This is a genomic window from Streptomyces achromogenes subsp. achromogenes, assembly GCF_000720835.1.
GTDB classification, from domain to species: domain Bacteria; phylum Actinomycetota; class Actinomycetes; order Streptomycetales; family Streptomycetaceae; genus Streptomyces; species Streptomyces achromogenes.
Genome location: NZ_JODT01000034.1, coordinates 132881 through 151633 on the forward strand (window position 1 = coordinate 132881; position 18753 = coordinate 151633).

At 73.2% G+C, this 18753-nt stretch carries 13 protein-coding genes; 7 read left to right on the top strand and 6 right to left on the bottom strand.

The window, feature by feature from the left end:
- Nucleotides 1-13 precede the first annotated feature (13 nt).
- The 6 genes from IH25_RS0129630 to IH25_RS0129660 all read right to left on the bottom strand — a co-directional run bounded on the left by IH25_RS0129630 (nt 14) and on the right by IH25_RS0129660 (nt 7857).
- On the bottom strand, nt 14-1276 hold the full coding sequence (locus tag IH25_RS0129630) for a GDSL-type esterase/lipase family protein (protein ID WP_051754191.1): 1263 nt from the start codon (nt 1274-1276) through the stop codon (nt 14-16).
- Nucleotides 1277-1762: 486 nt separating this feature from the next.
- Nucleotides 1763-2341, bottom strand: a complete 579-nt coding sequence (locus tag IH25_RS0129640; RefSeq protein ID WP_051754192.1) for a methylated-DNA--[protein]-cysteine S-methyltransferase — start codon at nt 2339-2341, stop codon at nt 1763-1765.
- A 79-nt stretch (nt 2342-2420) separates the two neighbouring features.
- Entirely contained in the window at nt 2421-3818 is a 1398-nt protein-coding gene (locus IH25_RS0129645) for a bifunctional transcriptional activator/DNA repair enzyme AdaA (RefSeq protein ID WP_030617384.1), read from the bottom strand.
- A gap of 69 nt (nt 3819-3887) precedes the next feature.
- Nucleotides 3888-5009 (bottom strand): ribosome small subunit-dependent GTPase A, encoded by a 1122-nt coding sequence (gene rsgA / locus IH25_RS0129650; RefSeq protein ID WP_030617387.1) that lies wholly within the window; start codon nt 5007-5009, stop codon nt 3888-3890.
- A 235-nt stretch (nt 5010-5244) separates the two neighbouring features.
- On the bottom strand, nt 5245-6606 hold the full coding sequence (locus IH25_RS0129655) for a radical SAM protein (RefSeq protein WP_030617391.1): 1362 nt from the start codon (nt 6604-6606) through the stop codon (nt 5245-5247).
- A gap of 243 nt (nt 6607-6849) precedes the next feature.
- On the bottom strand, nt 6850-7857 hold the full coding sequence (locus IH25_RS0129660) for a hydroxyacid dehydrogenase (RefSeq protein ID WP_030617394.1): 1008 nt from the start codon (nt 7855-7857) through the stop codon (nt 6850-6852).
- A 111-nt stretch (nt 7858-7968) separates the two neighbouring features.
- Between IH25_RS0129660 and IH25_RS0129665 the strand changes: the two genes are divergently transcribed.
- The 7 genes from IH25_RS0129665 (at nt 7969) to IH25_RS0129695 (ending at nt 18708) form a co-directional block, all read left to right on the top strand.
- On the top strand, nt 7969-9213 hold the full coding sequence (locus tag IH25_RS0129665; RefSeq protein ID WP_030617407.1) for an FAD-binding protein: 1245 nt from the start codon (nt 7969-7971) through the stop codon (nt 9211-9213).
- 519 nt (nt 9214-9732) lie between these two features.
- Nucleotides 9733-10974: an ROK family transcriptional regulator gene (locus IH25_RS0129670; protein ID WP_030617410.1), complete on the top strand. Its 1242-nt coding sequence runs from the start codon at nt 9733-9735 to the stop codon at nt 10972-10974.
- 388 nt (nt 10975-11362) lie between these two features.
- Entirely contained in the window at nt 11363-12625 is a 1263-nt protein-coding gene (locus IH25_RS0129675; RefSeq protein WP_030617414.1) for an ABC transporter substrate-binding protein, read from the top strand.
- A 20-nt stretch (nt 12626-12645) separates the two neighbouring features.
- Complete coding sequence (locus tag IH25_RS0129680) at nt 12646-13599, top strand: carbohydrate ABC transporter permease (RefSeq protein WP_030617416.1); 954 nt, start codon at nt 12646-12648, stop codon at nt 13597-13599.
- Complete coding sequence (locus tag IH25_RS0129685; protein ID WP_030617418.1) at nt 13596-14462, top strand: carbohydrate ABC transporter permease; 867 nt, start codon at nt 13596-13598, stop codon at nt 14460-14462. Before IH25_RS0129680 ends, IH25_RS0129685 begins: the two co-directional genes overlap by 4 nt.
- Nucleotides 14463-14474: 12 nt before the next feature.
- Nucleotides 14475-17351 carry a glycoside hydrolase family 2 TIM barrel-domain containing protein gene (locus tag IH25_RS0129690; protein WP_030617420.1) on the top strand — a complete coding sequence of 959 codons (2877 nt, stop codon included), beginning with the start codon at nt 14475-14477 and terminating at the stop codon, nt 17349-17351.
- 40 nt (nt 17352-17391) lie between these two features.
- Nucleotides 17392-18708, top strand: coding sequence for a jacalin-like lectin (locus tag IH25_RS0129695; protein WP_030617423.1), 1317 nt, complete (start codon nt 17392-17394; stop codon nt 18706-18708).
- Nucleotides 18709-18753: the final 45 nt, after the last annotated feature.

Genomic DNA, 18753 nt, shown 5'->3' on the forward strand with positions numbered 1-18753 from the left:
GCGGATGCACCGGCTAGCCGGTGGTCTGCGGCGTGGTGAAGCCGTCGGAGAGGTGCGGGGCGACGGCGACGCCGACGGAGTGATGAGGGCCGATCAGGGCGTGGTGGACGGTGTCGGCCACGGCGGCCATGCCGGCGTCGTTGAAGTGCAGGTGGTCGCCGGGGTCGTAGGCGGGCAGGATGCGCGTGGGGTCGGCCGGGTCGCGGACGGCGGCGTCCGCGTCGGCCACGGCGTCGAAGGCACCGCCGGTGCGGATGAAGGCGTTCACCCGCAGCCGTACCTCCTCGCCGGCCGGGGTCCAGGCCGGGTAGCCGCCGTACGGGGTGAGGGTGACGCCGACGACCGGGATGCCGCGGGCGTGGGCGCGGGCCACCAGGGTGCGGTAGGCGTCCGCGTAGGCGGCGGGGTCGTACGCCTGCGGGGTGCCCTTGATGTCGTTGATGCCCTCGAACACGACCAGGGCCCGCGCTCCGGCCCGGTCCAGGGCGTCGGCGTCCAGGCGGGCGAGGGCGCTCGGTCCGGTGCCGTCGCGCAGCAGGCGGTTGCCGGCGATCCCGGCGTTCAGGACGCCGAGCCGGTGTCCGCGCAGCCGCTGGGCGAGCCGGTCGGGCCAGCGGCGGTTGGTGTCGGGGGTGGAGCCGTTGCCGTCGGTGAGCGAGTCCCCGAACGCGACGACGCTGCCGGCGGCGGGCCCGCGGACGTCGACACCGGTGACGTAGTACCAGCGGCTGGTGGTCAGCGTGTACGCGGTGCCGTCCTCGTCGGCGGCCCGGCCGGCGCCCGCCGGGGCCAGGTAGCTGGTCTGGAGGGCGGTGCGGTGGTAGGTGGCCGGCCCGGAGTCGTCCGGGGTGTACACGGTGACGAGCAGGTCGGCGGCGGGCGGCACGGGCAGCGGCACCGCGTCGCTGACGGTGTCCGCGCCCGGCGGGACGGTCACCTCGGGGGCGCCGTGGAAGGTGGCGGTGCGCAGGGTGCCGGGCAGGGCGGCGGGGCCGGCCGCCCCGCGCAGCGCGACGGTGACGGCGCCGAGGCGGAGCGGCCGGGTGCCGAGCCGGTTGCTGAGCCGGACCCGGACGGCGGTGCCGCCGACGCTGAGGTGGACGACGTTGCGGAAGGCGGCGCCGGGCAGCGCGGCGGTGGTGCCGGAGGGCGCCGTCTCCCAGCTGCCGGTCCAGGACGGCGGGGCCGGCTGGGCCGGCTGGGCGGCGGCCGGTGCCATGAGGGCCGCCGGCAGCAGCGGAAGGAGGACCGCGAGGAGCCGTACGACCTTGGCCATGTGTGCCCGCCCTTCAGGACGCCCTCCGAGGAGGCCCTTCGCAGCGAAGGTGCCACAACCCGGACCGACACGCCGTTCCCCGCCCCCATATCCACCCGTTCGGCGCAACGGTGGGCCCGGCGCGTTCATGATTCGTTCAGCGTGCCCACCACCCGGTCCGGTTACCTTGGTCATCATGATCGGATGGGCGTTCGACACGTGCGGCGCCCTGTCGCCGGTGTCTGGGAGGGGAACGCAACGATGGCGGTGTGCAAGAGATGCGGGGAGCAAAAGCGCCGTTGGCCCCGGTCCTGTTCCCGGTGCGACTCCGGGTGGGACCGCGCGGACACGACCGCGGACGTCACCGAACTCGTGGCCGAGACGGGGGCGTTGAGCTGGGTCGGACGGGGCGTCGCGGGCGTGGCTCGGCTGGTGGTGCGGGCGCTGGACTGACCGGCCCCGCGCGCACACGACGGGGGCGCGGCGGCCCGGACAGGACCGGACCGGCTAGTCCGCGGGACCGAGGGGCTGGTACGCGGGACCGGACGGCGCCCCTGCCAGGCGTACGGGCGACCCTTCCGGGCGTACGGGCGTCCCGGGGTGGAGGACGCCCTCCAGGGTGAGCAGCCGGACCTTGCGCTCGAGTCCGCCCGCGTACCCGGTCAGCGCGCCGTTCGCGCCGATCACCCGGTGGCAGGGGCGCAGGATGAGCAGCGGGTTGGCGCCGATCGCCCCGCCTACGGCGCGCACGGCGGCGCGGGCCGCGCCGATCCGGGCGGCGATCTCCCCGTAGGTGGCGGTGGTGCCGTAGGGCACCTCGTCCAGCGCGGCCCACACCGCCCGCCGGAACTCGGTGCCGGACGCCCGCAGCGGCAGCCGGAACTCCGTCCGCTCGCCGGCGAAGTACGCGGCGAGCTGCTCGGCGGCGGCCCGGAACGGACCGGGGTCGGCCCGCCAGTCCTCGCGCACGCTCCGCCCGCCCTTCTGCCCGGGCACGGACAGCGAGGTCAGCGCGCCGTCCTCGTCCGCCGTGAGCAGCAGCGGCCCGACGGGGGCGTCCAGGTGGGTGTAGTACACGGTGGTCATCGGTCCGGTGTTCCTCGCTTCGTGAGGGAGTTCGTCGGGGAGTGGGTGACGGTATCGCGCTTCTCGGTGGGGCCGGCGCTCAGGGGATCGGCTCGCCCGCCACCCGCAGGTGCCGGACGGCGTACGACCGCCAGGGCCGCCAGGTGTCGGGGAGGCCGGCGCCGGGCGGGGCGACGTCGGGGTCGCCGAGGGCGCGGACGCGGAGGGTGGCGACGGTGTCCGGGTCCATGCCGGGCAGGGCGAGCAGCGCCTCCTCGGCGGCGTGCCGGTCGGCGCCCGGGTCCAGCCGTACCGTGCCGTCGGCGAGGGCGGCGGCGAGCGTGCCCAGCGGGCCGCCGGGCTCGGCCTCGGCGAGGACGGCGGGCTCCGGGAAGAGGTGGGTGAGGTCGCCGTGCGGCGCGTCGAGCGGTTTGCCGTACCGGCGTACCAGTTCCCCGGCGCCCGCGGGGCCGGCCAGGGCGCGCACGGCGGGCTCCAGCGGGTCCACGGCGCCGGGCGAGCGCAGCCCGGGGCGGGCGGCGACCAGCGGGGCGAGCCGGGGGTCGGCGCCGAGCCGTTCGTCGACGGCGTACGGGTCGGCGTCCAGGTCGAACAGCCGGCGCAGCCGCTGCACGGCGGTGGTGAGGTCCCTGGGGTCGGTGAGGCGCAGCCGGGCCTCGAGCCAGCCGCCCGGGTGGGTTCCGCCTCGGGAGCGCGCGCAGTGGACGCGTTCCCGGACGGCGGCGATCCCGGTGCCGTAGGGCAGCCGCAGGGTGCGCCGGTAGGTGCGGGCGCCGGGTGCGCCGGTCACCTCCTCGACGCCGGGAACGGCCTCCCGGGCGAGCTGGTCGAAGACGGCCGCCGCCTGGTAGGGGCCGCGGTGGGCGAGCCGGAGCGGGATGCCCGTGCCGGGCGTGGCCCGGCGGGCGGCCCGGCTCCCGCCTGCGGCGGCCCGCAGCTCGGTCGGGGTCGCGGCGTACACCTCGCGGATGGTGTCGTTGAACTGGCGCAAACTGTTGAAACCGGACGCGAAAGCGATCTCGGTCACCGGCAGGCCGGTGGTCTGGAGCAGCACGCGCGCGGTGTGCGCGCGCTGGGTCCGGGCGAGCGCCACGGGCCCGGCCCCCAGTTCGGCGGTGAGCTGGCGCTGCACCTGCCGGGCGCTGTAGCCGAGCCGCGCGGCGAGCCCGGCGACGCCCTCTCGGTCCACGACGCCGTCGGCGATCAGGCGCATGGCCCGGCCGGTGACGTCCGCGCGGACGTTCCACTCGGCCGAGCCGGGCACGGCGTCCGGCCGGCACCGCCGGCAGGCCCGGAAACCGGAGCGCTGCGCGGCGGCGGCCGTCGCGAAGAACCGCACGTTGCGCCGTTTGGGCGGCACGGCCGGGCAGCTGGGCCGGCAGTAGATGCCGGTGGTCTCGACGGCGAAGAAGAACACCCCGTCGAACCGCCCGTCCCGGCTGCGTACCGCCTCGTACCTGCTGTCTTCGTCCTTCACGTGTCCAGTGTGGGCCGGACGGGAAGGACGGGGCCAGCGGGAATCGGACACCGAGTTCTATGACAGGGCCTAGCTCCAGCGGCCGCGCTTGGCCTCCATCGCCGCCCTGCCCTCGGCGCCCTTGCGCTTCCAGTCCCGGCGGAGTTCCGCGCGGACCCGGGCGTCGGTCTTGGCCGCGATCCACTGGTTCTCCCGCATCAGCTTGCGGTAGCTGTCCAGCCGGCGCTCGGGAAGACGGCCGTCGGCCACGGCGGCCCGCACCGCGCACCCCGGCTCGCTCTCGTGGGCGCAGTCGTGGAACCGGCACCCTTCGGCGAACTCCTCGATCTCGGCGAAGACCTGTCCGACGCCTCCTTCCGCGTCGTAGAGGCCGACGCCGCGCAGCCCGGGGGTGTCGATGAGGACCCCGCCGGTGGGCAGGGGGAGCAGGTTGCGGGTGGTGGTGGTGTGCCGGCCCTTGCCGTCGACGTCCCGGGCGGCCCGTACGTCCATGACGTCCGCGCCGACGAGCGCGTTGGCGAGGGTGGACTTGCCGGCGCCGGACTGGCCGAGCAGCACGCTCGTACCGGAGCCGACGAGTGCCACGAGCACGTCGAGCCCGTCGCCGTGCAGGGCGCTGACGCCGAGGACGGGCACGCCGGGCGCGCTGGTCTCCACGTCCCGCACGAGGTGGGCGAGGGTGACCGGGTCGGGCACGAGGTCGGCCTTGGTGAGGACGACGACGGGCTGGGCGCCGGCCTCCCAGGCGAGGGCGAGGAACCGTTCGACGCGGCCGAGGTCGAGTTCCACGGCGAGGGACACGGCGACGACGGCGTGGTCGACGTTGGCGGCGAGGATCTGGCCCTCGGACCGCTTGGAGGAGGTGGAGCGGACGAAGGCGGTGCGGCGGGGAAGGTAGGCGCGGGCGTAGCGCGGGTCGCCGTCGGGGTCGACGGCGACCCAGTCCCCGGTGCACACGACCTTCATCGGGTCGCGGGGCACGACGTACTCGGTGTCGGCCCGGACGGTGCCGGCCGCGGTGACGACGTCGCACTGGCCCCGGTCGACCCGCACGACCCGGCCGGGCACCAGCCCGTCGGCGGCGTACGGGGCGAACGCTGCGGCCCAGTCCTCGTCCCAGCCGTAGGGAGCGAGCGCGGAGAACACAGCGGAGGCGGAAGACGAGGGGGAAGACGCGGAGGTGGAAGACAAGGGGGGAAGACCCTTCACATGGGCGGCCCCGGACACACTCGCACGATGCGCGGTGGGTTCAGCCGGTGGCCACGGAGGTGGACTTGACCAACTTCTGGTTGCGGGCACGGCCCGGCACAGAGACAGCCATCGGTCGACACCTCCTCGTCCTCACTCGCGTGTGTGCACGCCACCCCGGCGTGCGGTCCAACTGTAGCCCGCGGCCGGGGTCGTGCGTCAAAGGGTTTTCCGGCTCCTAACTCGCCGTACGAGCCGTCGCGTCGGCCTCTCGTCCGGCGTCCGGTCCGTCCGCGGGCAGGCTGTCCATGAAGGAGCTGACGGAGAACACCGCGCGGCCGGGTCCGGGCGGGCCGTAGCCGGGCGGGGAGGACAGGCCGAAGTCGTCCATGGTCTGCCGGTAGGCCTCCAGCAGGCGGATGTGGTACTCCAGCGGCGCGCCCTGCGGGTTGGCCTTGCCGAGCGGGGTGGTGGGCTCCGGGCACCAGGTGGTGAAGCGGGGCGTGATGCCGTGGGACATGAAGAAGCGCAGGCCCTCGGTGGTGGAGGCGATGGCCTCGTCCACGGTGGTGAAGCCGAAGGGCTCGGCCATCTCCACGCCCGCCACGAAGTTCGGGATGACGTTGCGCGCGCCGAACACCTCGGCGGAGTCCAGGATGCGGCGGTGCCACTCGTCCCGGCCGACGTACCGCTCCTTGCCGGGGCAGTAGAGCTCGAACAGCCGGCGGTCCCACACCTCGAAGTTGGGGTGGTAGATCTGCACGCCGTAGTCCTTGAACCGCTGCACGTCCGCCTTGGGCAGCGCCTGGGCGACGACCTTGCCGATCCAGCGGCCCGGGAAGCGCTCCTCGATGGCCTTGGCGTAGTGGCCGTAGAAGTCGGCCTCGTCCCGGCCCGCCACCTTGGAGGTGATGGCGCCGCCGGTGAGGGTGTAGGCGGTGGACGCCTTCTGGGTGTCGTAGCGGTCGATGATCTCCAGGGCCTCGAGGACCTCCTCGACGTCCTTGACCCCGGTGTACGGCCGCCCGGCCGCCTTGTGCTGGCGCCAGTTGTGGTTGATGTCGCAGTACTGGCACTCCTCCTTGGCGCCGAAGTACTGGCAGACCCGGAAGACGGTCAGATAGATCAGGTAGCCCCACTGGATGGTCGGTGCGACCTCCATCACGGACTTCCCGTTGGAGAGGGTGTGCCGGTAGTACTCGGGCATCGGCGGCACACCGACGTCGGCGATGCGCCTGCCGTCGAGGTAGAGCCCGAGCAGTCCCTCCTCGTCGGCGGCGACCCGGTACGGCGAGGCGGGGTTCACCCGCACGGAGACGACCGTGCGCCGCAGGTCGTACGGGCCGCCGGTGAGGATGATCTCCTCCGGGGGCCGGCGCAGCGCGGCCTCGCCCAGCTCGGGCAGGGTGCCGTGGTCGAAGGAGAAGATGAAGTAGGACTTCGGCTTGACGTCCCCGGCCGCCTCGTTGGCGGTATCGCTCAGGGCGGACTTGTCGAAGGCGACACCGCCCCGCAGCAGGTCCTCTTTGAAGACGGCCTCCCGCGGGACGTGCGGGAACCGCTCCATCAGATCCTCGACCAGCGCGGTACGACTGCCCATTCGTCTGTCTCCTCCCGGTTCAGGCGTACGGATGACACCGTATGCCCCCGCCCGGGACTCGGCCGTGCCGGGTCCCCGCCCGGCGTGCGATGCGGGCCGGGACGGGGGTGCCGGTGCGGATCTTGACGGACGCCTCTCACGCCACCCCCGGACAGTGGTCCTACGCCCGCCGCCCGGAGCGCGGGGAGCTCGCCGCCGCCACCGTCCTCGCCCTCTCCCCGGATCCGTCGCCCCCGTGGGCGTTCAGGCCGTGCGCTCCAGTACCGCCTGGTCGACCGCGTGCCGCAGCGGCTCGCCGGACGACAGCCGCTCGGCCTCCTCCACCATCGCCCGGCCGAGGCGGGCCACCTCGTTGCCCAGCGAGCCCGCCAGGTGCGGGGTGACGAAGGCGTTCGGCAGGTCGTACAGCGCGGAGCCGGCGGGCAGCGGCTCGGGGTCCGTCACGTCCAGGACGGCGCTCAGGCGTCCGGAGCGCAGGTGCGCGATCAGCGCCTCGTGGTCGACCAGCGCCCCGCGCGCGGTGTTGATCAGCACGGCTCCGTCGCGCATCAGCCCGAGTTCGCGGGCGCCGATCAGGTGGTGGGTCTCGGCGGTCTGCGGGGCGTGCAGGCTGACGATGTCGCACGTGCGCAGCAGGTTCTCCAGCGGCAGCAGCCGTACGCCGAGCCGGGCGGCCTCGGCGGCGTCCACGTACGGGTCGGCGAGCGCGACGTCGAGGTCGTGCGGGCGGAGCAGCTCGATCAGACGGCGGCCGACCCGGGAGGCGCCGACGATGCCGACGCGACGGCCGTGGTTGCCGATGCCGGGGAGGGTGCCGTCGTAGGGGAAGGCGCGCAGCGCGCGGGTCTCGTCGCGGAGGGCGAAGACGTCCTTGCCGGCGAGCAGGATCATGGCCAGCGTGTACTCGGCGACGGGCAGGGCGTTGGCCTCGGCGGCCGAGGAGACGGCGATGCCCCGCCGCCACACCTCCGGGGTGGTGAAGCCCTTGACCGAGCCGGCCGCGTGCAGCACGGCCCGCAGGCGCGGGGCCGCGTCCAGGACGGCCGGGTCCAGGCGCGGGCAGCCCCAGCCGGTGACGAGGATCTCGGTCCGGGCGAGCGCTTCCCGTACCCGGGGTGCGGTGAAGTCCTCGGCCACCAGGGCGGGATCGATGTCCACGCACGCCCGCAGGCGCTCGATCAGCTCCGGCGGGAACACCGCCGGCACGTTCCGGGCCGTCATGGCGAACAGGGCGCGGGGCCGCTCGGTCAAGGAAAGGGCCTCCCGGCTCGGTGACGCACGGACAGCAACCGTTCTCTACGGTAGGTCCCGGCCGATGAGAGGGTCAATGGATCACCACTTGCGGGAGACGGGATGACGGACGTGACGGAGACGGTCACCAACTGGGCGCGCAGCATCACCTACACGGCGAAGGAGTTCCACCGCCCACGGTCGGTGGAAGAGCTGCGGGCGGTGGTGGCGGGCGGCGCGAAGGTGCGGGTCCTGGGCAGCGGGCACTCCTTCAACCGGATCGCCGACCCCGGCGAGGAGGGGGTGCTGGTGTCGATCGCCGGGCTGCCGCCGGTGATCGACGTGGACACGGCGGCCCGTACGGTCCGGGTCTCCGGCGGCGTCCGGTACGCCGAACTCGCCCAGGCGGTGCACGCGCGGGGGCTGGCCCTGCCCAACATGGCCTCGCTGCCGCACATCTCGGTGGCGGGCTCGGTGGCGACCGGCACCCATGGCTCGGGCGTGGGCAACGGTCCGCTCGCGGTGGCCGTACGGGAGGTGGAGTTGCTCACCGCCGACGGCTCGACGGTGACCATAGGCCGCGGGGACGCCCGCTTCGACGGCGCCGTGACCTCGCTCGGCGCCCTCGGCGTGGTCACCGCCCTCACCCTGGACCTGGAGCCGGCCTACGAGGTCGAGCAGTACGTGTTCACCGAACTGCCGCTGGAGGGGCTGGACTTCGAGGCGGTGGCGGGGTCGGCGTACAGCGTGAGCCTGTTCACCGACTGGCGGCGGCCGGGCTTCCGGCAGGTGTGGGTCAAGCGCCGGACCGATCAGCCGGCGGTGGACTTCCCGTGGGCCGAGCCGGCGACCGAGGCGCTGCATCCGGTGCCGGGGATGCCCGCCGCCAACTGCACCCGCCAGTCGGGGGTGCCGGGGCCCTGGCACGAGCGGCTGCCGCACTTCCGGGCCGAGTTCACGCCCAGCAACGGCGAGGAGATCCAGTCGGAGTACCTGCTGCCGCGCGCGGCCGCGCTGGACGCGCTGCACGCGGTGGACGCCGTCCGGGAGACGGTGGCCGGGGTGCTCCAGATCTGCGAGGTGCGCACGATCGCCGCCGACGCGCAGTGGCTCAGCCCCGCCCACGCCCGGGACTCGGTCGCGCTGCACTTCACCTGGGTGCGCGACGAGCCGGCGGTGCTGCCGGTGGTGCGCCGGCTGGAGGAGGCGCTGGCCCCGTTCGATCCGCGCCCGCACTGGGGGAAGGTGTTCGGCATCCCGGCGGCGGACCTCCGCGACCGGTACGCACGGCTCGCCGACTTCCGCGCGCTGGCCCGCACGCTGGACCCGGCGGGCACGTTCACCAACGGCTTCGTGCGGGACCTCCTCGGGGAGTGACCGTCCGGCCGGCCGGGGCGATCGGCCCACCGGCCACTCGGCCGGGGTGAACGACCGGCCGCGACGCGGCGACCGGCCCACCAGCCGGGGGAACGACCGGCCCGCCGCGCCGCGGCCACCGGCCAACCGGCCAATTGGCCAACCGGCCATGGCGAACGATGGCCCACCACTGCAACCCGGCCCGGACCCGGCGCCGCACGCCCCGGTGACCCGCCCGGGCCGGACGGGAGCACCGCACGGCCGTGGTGTCCTGCCCTGGCGGATGGGCACCGCGCCTCGGTGACCTGCCCCGGCCGAGTGGCACCCACCCCGGCGACCTGCCCGGCGAAGCGGCACCCCACTCCGGCGACCGCCCCGGCGGGGTGGCGCCACACCCGGTGACCTGCCCCGCTGGAGCACCCCACTTCCTCCACCCCCTTTCCTAACCCCTTGTCGAACCCCGCACCCACCCCATAGCCTGGCGCCGCGCCGGTGCCGTGCCGTCTGGGCCGGGCCGGACGGAAAGGGAGGGGCAGCCGCGTGAAGCGCACATCGCGCGACATCCGCACCGCCAACCGCTACGAGGTGCTGCGCCAGATCATCGCCGAGTCCCCCACCTCCCGGCAGGAGCTGGCCGCGGCCACCGGGCTGAGCGTGGCCACGGTGGCCACGCTCGTCGGCGAGCTGCTGGACCTCCGCATGATCACCGAGGTGGGGTTCGAGGACTCGGCCGGCGGCCGGCCCCGGGGGCTGGTCGCCGTCAACGCGTCGGGCGGCGCGCTGATCGGCGTGGACATCGCGGAGACGTACGTCCATGTCGAGCTGTTCGACCTGGCGCTGAACGTGCTGGCCCGGGCCGACGAGGACATGCGGCCCGGGGAGAGCCGGCCCGAGCAGGTGGTGGGGCATGTCGCCGCCGCCGTCGGCTCGGTGGTCGCCCAGGCGGGCGTCGAGGCGGCCCGGGTGCTCGGCGTCGGGGTGAGCGTGCCGGGCCAGGTGGACCGGGACTCGGGGGTCGCCGAGTACGCGCCCAACTGGGACTGGCACGACGTGCCGTTGCTCGATCTGCTCGCCGAACACATCGCCTACCCGCTGTACTTGGACAATCCGCTGCGTGCCTGCGCGGTGGCCGAGCTGTGGTTCGGGGCGGCGCGGGGCCGCGGGGACGCCGTGGTGGTCAACCTCGGCACGGGGGTCGGCGCCGGGCTCGCGCTCGGTGGCGGGCTGCACCGGGGGGTGAGCAACAGTGCCGGCGAGTGGGGGCACACCACGCTCGTGCTGGACGGCCGGCCGTGCCACTGCGGCAACCACGGCTGTGTGGAGACGTACGTCGGGGCGCCCGGCATCATGCGGAACCTGAGCGAACTCGACCCGGCCTCCGCGTTGTTGCACCCCGAGGACCAGACGGCCACCATCGACGCGCTGGCCCGCGCGGTCGCCGGGCAGGACCCGGTGGCGCTCAAGGTGGTCCAGGACACCGCCCGTTACCTCGGTGCGGGCATCGCCGACCTGGTCAATCTGCTCAACCCCGAGGTGGTCGTGCTCAGCAGCTGGGTGGCCGCCCGGCTGGGCGAGCCGCTGCTCGACGAGGTCCGCCGGGCGGTCGCCCGGCACGCGTTGCGCCGGCCGCTGGCCGCCACCGAGATCGTCCTCTCCCCCATCCCCACCGACCCGGTGTCCCTCGGCGCGGCCACGTTCGCCCTGGAGGGGGCGCTGCAATCGGTCGGGCAGCGGACGCCGCGGCGCCCGCGGGCGGGCAGCCGCACGGCACCGCCGGCCTGACACGCCCGGGCGGTCGCCGCCGCGGGTCCCGCGCCGGCGCGCGGGCCGCCCGTCCGGTTCCCCGCCGTCGTCGTCCGCCCGGGGGTCCGCGTGCTCCGCCCGGAGGTCCGGGAATCCGTGCCCGTGGTCCGCGTCCTCCGCCCGGAGGACCGGGGAGCCGTGCTCGCGCGCCCCCTCCCCCGGCGGCCCGCCCGCGCCCTGCCGGGGCAGCACCCCGCGCCGTACCCCTGTTCGTGATCCCGAACGACGGGCAACAACTCGTACGCACTTCGTCCAACCCCTTGCCGAAGCCTTAGGCGAAGGTTAGCGTCCCGCACCACACCCCCTTCGGCCCTCGGCCACCGGGCGTGCGAGCCGCAGCCGCACTCGACCAGACAAGGACGTCAGCATGTCGGCACACAGCAGCACCTGGGACCGTCGATCGATACTCCGGGCCGCCGCGGGCCTGGCCGCCGCCGGTGCGCTCGGCGCGTGCGGCGGCAACAACGGCCGTGGCGGCGGCTCGGGTTCGGGCAAGCGGCTGGTCCAGTACTTCCACGCGTACGGCGAACCGGGCACCGAGCAGGCGATCAAGCGCTACGCGAAGGCGTACTCCAAGGCGGACGTGACCACGCAGTGGATCACCGGCTCCAACTTCGAGAGCAAGCTCTTCGCGTCCCTGCTCACCGACCAGGCGCCGGACCTGTTCGAGTTCCACCCGCAGATCCAGCTCGTCAGAAGCGGCCAGGTGGCGGACCTGACCGACCTGATCGCACCGGTCAAGGACGACTTCAACCGGGCCGACATCCAGTCGCACACGGTGGACGGCAAGATCTACGGCGTGCGGATGATCGACGACCCGCAGTTCTTCTTCTACCGCAAGTCGATGCTCCAGAAGGCGGGCATCGAGCCGCCGCGGACGCTGGACGAGCTGGTGGAGGCCGCCGCCAAGCTCACCACGAGCAAGGTCAAGGGCCTGTTCCTGGGCAACGACCTGCACGCGGTGATCAACCCGCTGATCTGGTCGGCCGGCGCGGACACCCTGAACGAGAAGAACGAGATCGCCTATCACACGGACGCCGTGATCGCGGGCCTGCGGACGATGCGGAAGCTGTTCACCAGCGGCCATCTGCTGCTGGACGCCCCGGCCGACTTCTGGGACCCCTCGGCGCTGAGCCAGGGCCTGTGCGCCATCCAGTTCAGCGGGATGTGGGCCATGCCGCAGTTCCAGCAGGCCCTCGGGGACGACCTCGGCATCATGCCGTTCCCGAAGGTCGGCGACGCGGGCCGGCCGTCCGTCTACAACGGCGGCTGGTCGGTGTTCGTCAATGCCAAGGGCAAGAACGTCGACGCGGCCAAGGAGTACGTCAAGTGGCTGTGGCTCGACCGGAAGGAGTACCAGGAGGACTGGGCGACCTCGTACGGCTTCCACATCCCGCCGCGCACCTCCATCGCCCAGGCGACCGGCAAGCTGAAGTCGGGCCTGCCGGCGGAGGGCGTCAGACTCTTCAACGAGTACGGGCACTTCGACAACATCGGCTGGACCCAGGCGATGATCACCGCGACGGAGGACCTCTTCGCCGACTGCGTCCGCAAGGGCGGTGACCCCGAGGCCGCGCTCGACCGGTGCGACAAGACGGTGAACGCCGAGCTGAAGAAGCTGTTCGGATAGGCCGCCGGACGGATTCCGAGATGCCGACCACCACCACACGCCCGGTCCCGGCCCGCGCCGCCGGACCCCGGCCCCGGCGCCGCCTGCGCGGCAGCCGCACCCTCAACTTCTGGCTCTTCACCGGCCCGTTCCTGCTGGGGCTGGCCGTCTTCGTCTACGTCCCGATCGGCTGGAGCCTCTACCTCAGCTTCTTCGAGGCCCGCTTCACGGTGACGCCCAGCGAGTTCGTAGGACTGGGCAACTACCGGGAGATCCTGGCCGACAGCGGCTTCATGGGCTCGCTCGGCACCTTCACCGTGTTCGCCGCCTTCATCGTGCCCACCACCTGGGCGATCTCCCTGGGCCTGGCGCTGCTGGTGAACCGGCTGCGCTTCATGCGCGCGTTCTACCGCTCGGTGTTCTTCCTGCCGACCGCGTGCAGCTATGTCGCCGCCTCGCTGATCTGGAAGATGTCCCTCTTCAACGGCGTGCGCTTCGGCCTGGCCAACACCGTCCTCGGCCTGTTCGGCGTGGACAACACCGCCTGGCTCGCCAGCCCGGACCCGCCCTGGTACTGGCTGGTCATCATCACCGCACGGCTGTGGCTCCAGTCCGGGTTCTACATGATCCTGTTCCTGGCCGCGCTCCAGAACATCCCGCAGGAGCTGTACGAGGCCGCCGCCATCGACGGGGCCAGGCCCGGCTGGCAGACCTTCCGGCACATCACGCTGCCGCAGCTGCGGGCCACCTCCACGGCCGTGATCCTGCTGCTGCTCGTGGCCGCCTACCAGGCCTTCGACGAGTTCTTCAACCTGCTGTCCAAGACCACCTGGGGCCGCCCGCCGCTGGTCGAGCTGTACTACACCGCGCTCGGCCAGGACCAGAACTACGGCAAGGGCAGCGCGGGAGCCGTGGTGCTGACCGTGCTGATCTGCGTCGTCACCCTGTTCCAGGGCAGGATCATGGGCTTCGGCCGGGGGGAGGAGTCCAAGTGACCACCACCGCACCCGAGTCCCGCGGGCGCGCCCGGCGCGGCGGGCTGATGAGCTCCACCGGGCTGTACCTCGCGACCAGCGTCGCCGCGCTCCTCTTCCTCGTCCCCTTCTATCTGCTGGTGCGCAACGCGCTGTCCACCGATCCGGAGATCACCGGCGAGAACTGGAAGTTCTTCCCGAGCCACATCCAGTGGGGCAACATCACCGAGCCGTTCGAGGACCCCACGGTGGACTTCGGCCGGTCGATGTGGAACTCGCTGGTCGTCGGCGTCCTGCACACGGCCGGCACGCTCATCGTGTGCTCGCTGGCCGGCTACGCCCTCGCCCGCATCCCCTACCGGCACGCCAACAAGGTCTTCTACGCCGTCCTGGTGACCCTGATGGTCCCGGCCGCGGTCACCTTCGTGCCGAGTTTCGTGCTGGTGTCGTCACTCGGCTGGGTGGACAGCTACCGGGGTCTGATCATTCCGGGGCTGTTCAGCGGTTTCACCTGCTTCCTGTTCCGGCAGTACTTCCTCGGGTTCCCCAAGGAGCTGGAGGAGGCGGCGCGCGTGGACGGGCTCGGCTACTGGGGCGCGTACTGGCGTGTCGTGGTGCCGAACTCGCTGAACTTCTTCGCGGCGATCGCCACGATCACCTTCATCAGCGGCTGGAACTCCTTCCTGTGGCCGCTGGTCATCGGCCAGGACCCGAGCGCCTGGACGGTGCAGGTCGCGCTCTCGTCGTACATGACCAACCAGACCGTCAACTACCACCTGATCTTCATGGCGACCGCCATCTCGATCCTGCCCCTGCTGTTCGTGTTCCTCTTCCTCCAGCGCTGGCTGGTGCAGGGGATCGCGCAGACCGGCATCAAGGGCTGAGCTAGGAGACCCATGTCCGTGACCACGACCACCGGGTACGTCGAGGACGTCTCGCCGGGCTCCGGGGCGCTGCCGCCCCGCGCCTGGTACGCGTCCTCCGACGCCCCGTCCCTGTCCCTCAACGGCACCTGGCGCTTCCGGCTGTCGGACACGGCCGACGCCGAGGACGACTCCTTCGCGGCGCGCGGGTACGACGCCGACGGCTGGGCGGAGGTCTCGGTGCCCGGCCACTGGGTGCTCCAGGGCCACGGCTCCCCCGCCTACACCAACCATCTCTATCCGTTCCCGGTCGACCCGCCCCGGGTGCCGACCGAGAACCCGACCGGCGACCACCTGCGTGTGTTCGACCTGCCCGCCGACTGGCCGGCGGACGGTGGCGCGGTGCTCCGCTTCGACGGCGTGGAGTCCTGCGCCCGGGTCTGGCTGAACGGCACCGAGCTCGGCGAGTTCAAGGGCTCCCGGCTGCCGCACGAGTTCGCGGTCGGGGAGCTGCTGAAGCCGGCCGGCAATGTGCTGGCCGTCCGGGTGCACCAGTGGTCGGCGGGCTCGTACCTGGAGGACCAGGACCAGTGGTGGCTGCCGGGCATCTTCCGGGACGTCACCCTGCTGCACCGCCCCGCGGGCTGCGTCGACGACTTCTTCGTGCACGCCTCCTACGACCACACCACGGGCACGGGCACGCTGCGGGTCGACTCCGGCGTGGCCGGCCGGGTGACCGTGCCGGAGCTGGGCATCGACGTGCCCACCGGGGAGCCGGTGACGGTGCCGGTGGAGCCGTGGTCGGCGGAGACGCCCCGGCGGTACGAGGGGGTGCTGGCCACCGAGGGCGAGCGGGTGCCGCTGCGGATCGGCTTCCGCACGGTGGAGCTGTCGGACGGTCTGATCAAGGTCAACGGGACGGCGGTGCTGTTCAAGGGCGTCAACCGGCACGAGTGGCATCCCGTAAGGGGCCGGGCGCTGGACCTCGCGACGATGCGCGAGGACGTGCTGCTGATGAAGCGGCACAACATCAACGCGGTCCGCACCTCGCACTACCCGCCGCACCCGGCCTTCCTCGACCTGTGCGACGAGTTCGGGCTGTGGGTGATCGACGAGTGCGACCTGGAGACGCACGGCTTCACCGAACAGGGCTGGCGGGACAACCCCGTCGACGACGACCGGTGGACGCCGGCCCTGCTGGACCGGGCGGCCCGGATGGTGGAGCGGGACAAGAACCACCCGTCGGTCGTGATGTGGTCGCTGGGCAACGAGGCCGGGACCGGGCGGGGCCTGACCGCGATGGCCGAGTGGATCCGCGCCCGCGACGCCTCCCGGCTGCTGCACTACGAGGGCGACGCCACCTGCCGTGACACGGACGTGTACGCACGGATGTACGCCAGTCACGCCGAGGTGGAGCGGATCGGCCGGGGCCTGGACGGCGGACCGCGCCGGCGCCGCGAACTGCCCTTCATCCTGTGCGAGTACGCCCACGCCATGGGCAACGGCCCCGGCGGACTGGCCGACTACCAGCGGCTGTTCCGGACCTACGACCGGCTCCAGGGCGGCTTCGTCTGGGAGTGGATCGACCACGGCATCGCCCACCCGGAACTCGGGTTCGCCTACGGCGGCGACTTCGGCGAGGAGCTGCACGACGGCAACTTCGTCTGCGACGGCCTGCTGTTCCCCGACCGGCGGCCGTCCCCGGGGCTGAGCGAGTACAAGAAGGTGATCGAGCCCGTCACCTTCACCGGCGACGGCAGGGCCGGCACCGTGCGCGTCACCAACGGCTATGACTTCGCGGACCTTGCGGCGCTGGCCTTCTCCTGGTCGTACGAGGTCGAGGGCGAACCCGTGGAGGAGGGCACGCTGGCGGTGCCCGCGCTGGCTCCCGGCGAGTCCGCCGAGGTCAAGCTGCCCGCCGTACCGGCCGGGGCGCCGTCCGGGGAGGCGCTGTGGACCGTCCGGGCGCATCTCGCCTCCGGCACCGCGTGGGCGCCGGCGGGTCATGTCGTCGCCTGGGGGCAGGTCCCGGTGACGGAGCGCCGGGTGCCGTCCGTCGCCGCGAGCGCCCGGCCGGTGCCCGGTGACGGGGTGATCGTGCTGGGCCCGGCCACCTTCGACGCCCGCACCGGTGCGGTGCGGACGATCGGCGGGGTGCCGGTGACGGGGCTGCGGCTGGACGTGTGGCGGGCCACCACCGACAACGACGACGGCGCGGCCTGGCAGAGCGACCTGCGCTACGGGCTGCTGTGGCGGGAGCTGGGCCTGCACCGGATGCGGCACCGCCTGGACGCGGTGGAGGCGGGCGAGGACGCCCTGACGGTCCGCACCCGGGTGGCACCGGCCGCCCGGGAGGCGGGGCTCGCGACGGTGTACCGGTGGACGTCGGACGGCGACCGGCTCCGACTGACGGTGTCCACCGTCCCGGAGGGCGACTGGAGCGTCCCGCTGCCCCGCCTCGGCATCCGGTTCGGCCTGCGGGCCGCCGAGCGGGTGCGGTGGTACGGCGGCGGACCGGGCGAGGCGTATCCGGACACCCGGGCGGCGGCGCTGACCGGCCGCTGGGAAGCGGCCGTGGACGACCTCCAGACGCCGTACGTCCGCCCGCAGGAGAACGGCGCCCGGATCGACGTGCGCTGGGCGGAGCTGGGCGGTCTGCGCGTCGAGGGCGACCCGGCGTTCTTCCTGACCGCCCGCCGCTGGACCACCGAGCAGCTGGACGCCGCCGCCCACCGCACCGACCTGGTGCCCGGCGACACGGTCTGGGTGAACCTCGACCACGCCCAGCACGGCATCGGCTCCCAGTCCTGCGGCCCGGCCCCGCTGCCCCGCTACCACCTGCGGGCGGAACCGGCGGAGTTCTCCTTCGTCTTCTCCGCGATCGACAGCGTTTCCTCAACTACCCTTTAAAATCCGATAAGTTGACGTGACCATGGGTCGCATGCGACCCATGGGACGACTCCTCGGCACCCTCGCCGCCGGCCTGCTGGCCGTGTCCGGGCTGACCGCCTCGGCCGGCACGGCGCGGGCCGCCGGCTCCGGCACCTTCAATGTCCTGACGTACAACGTGGCCGGACTGCCGGAGGGCCTCAGCTCCAGCCATCCGGCCACCAACACCCCGCTGATCTCCCCACGGTTGGCGGACTACGCCATCGTCAACGTCCAGGAGGACTTCAACTACCACGCGGCGCTCTACGCGGACGACCACCACCCCTACCGCACGGCCACGAGCGGCGGCGCGGGCCTCGGCGACGGCCTCAACACCCTGTCCGCCTATCCGCTGGAGGACTTCGAGCGGGTGAGGTGGAACGACTGCACCGGCACCAACTGCCTCACGCCCAAGGGCTTCACCCTGGCCCGGGTGCGGCTCGCCGAGGGCGTGTACGTCGACCTGTACAACCTGCACCCCAATGCCGACGACAGCGCCGACGCCCTGGCCGCCCGGCGGGCCAACATCGCCCAGCTGTCGGCCTTCATCCGGGCCAACTCGGCGGGCAACGCGGTGATCGTGATGGGCGACACCAACACCCGCTACACCCGCACCGGCGACAACATCCGCACCCTCGTCGACGAGGGCGGCCTCACCGACGCCTGGGTACGGCTGGCCAAGGGCGGTACGGCCCCCGCGCAGGGCGCCGATCCGCTGCTGTGCCCGGCGTCCGCGCCGCCCGACGACTGCGAGGTGGTCGACAAGGTGCTCTACCGCAGCGGCCCCCTGCTCTCCCTGACCGCGACGCGCTACCACGACGAGTGGGCGAAGTTCCTGGACCCGGCCGGCGGCAACCTCTCCGACCACTTCCCGCACACCGTCGACTTCACCTACACACTGAACCCCAAGCTCCGCGCGAGCGACTTCGTCGGCGGGCCGCACGGCACGGCCTTCAACGACGCCGCCGGCCTGCCGGCCACGCCCGCCCCGCGCACCCTGACCCTGCGCGGCGGCGCCCGCCTGGACGCCGTGTCCCTCACCCACGACGGCGGTACGGTCCTCGGCCACGGCGGCACCGGCGGCACGGCCTCCTCGCTCACCCTCGCCGCCGGGGAACACCTCACCTCCGTACGGCTCACCGAGGGACAGAAGGACGGCCGTACCCGGATCTTCTCGGCCGCCTTCACCACCGACCGTGGCCGCACGCTCGCCGCGGGCACGCCGACCGCCGACGGCACCACCCTCACCGCCCCGGCCGGCTGGCAGATCGTGGGATTCACCGGCCGCTCCGGCGACGAGATCGACAAGCTGGGGGTGCTGTACGCGCCGATTCCCTGATGCGCCGATGTCCCGACGCACCGCTTTCCTAGATGCCCTAGGCTG

Coding starts and splice junctions, on each gene's coding strand:
- IH25_RS0129630 (WP_051754191.1), bottom strand. CDS start 1,276: ATGGCCAAGGTCGTACGGCTCCTCGCGGTCCTCCTTCCGCTGCTGCCG.
- IH25_RS0129640 (WP_051754192.1), bottom strand. CDS start 2,341: ATGACCACCGTGTACTACACCCACCTGGACGCCCCCGTCGGGCCGCTG.
- IH25_RS0129655 (WP_030617391.1), bottom strand. CDS start 6,606: ATGGGCAGTCGTACCGCGCTGGTCGAGGATCTGATGGAGCGGTTCCCG.
- IH25_RS0129675 (WP_030617414.1), top strand. CDS start 11,363: ATGTCGGCACACAGCAGCACCTGGGACCGTCGATCGATACTCCGGGCC.
- IH25_RS0129680 (WP_030617416.1), top strand. CDS start 12,646: ATGCCGACCACCACCACACGCCCGGTCCCGGCCCGCGCCGCCGGACCC.
- IH25_RS0129690 (WP_030617420.1), top strand. CDS start 14,475: ATGTCCGTGACCACGACCACCGGGTACGTCGAGGACGTCTCGCCGGGC.
- IH25_RS0129695 (WP_030617423.1), top strand. CDS start 17,392: ATGGGACGACTCCTCGGCACCCTCGCCGCCGGCCTGCTGGCCGTGTCC.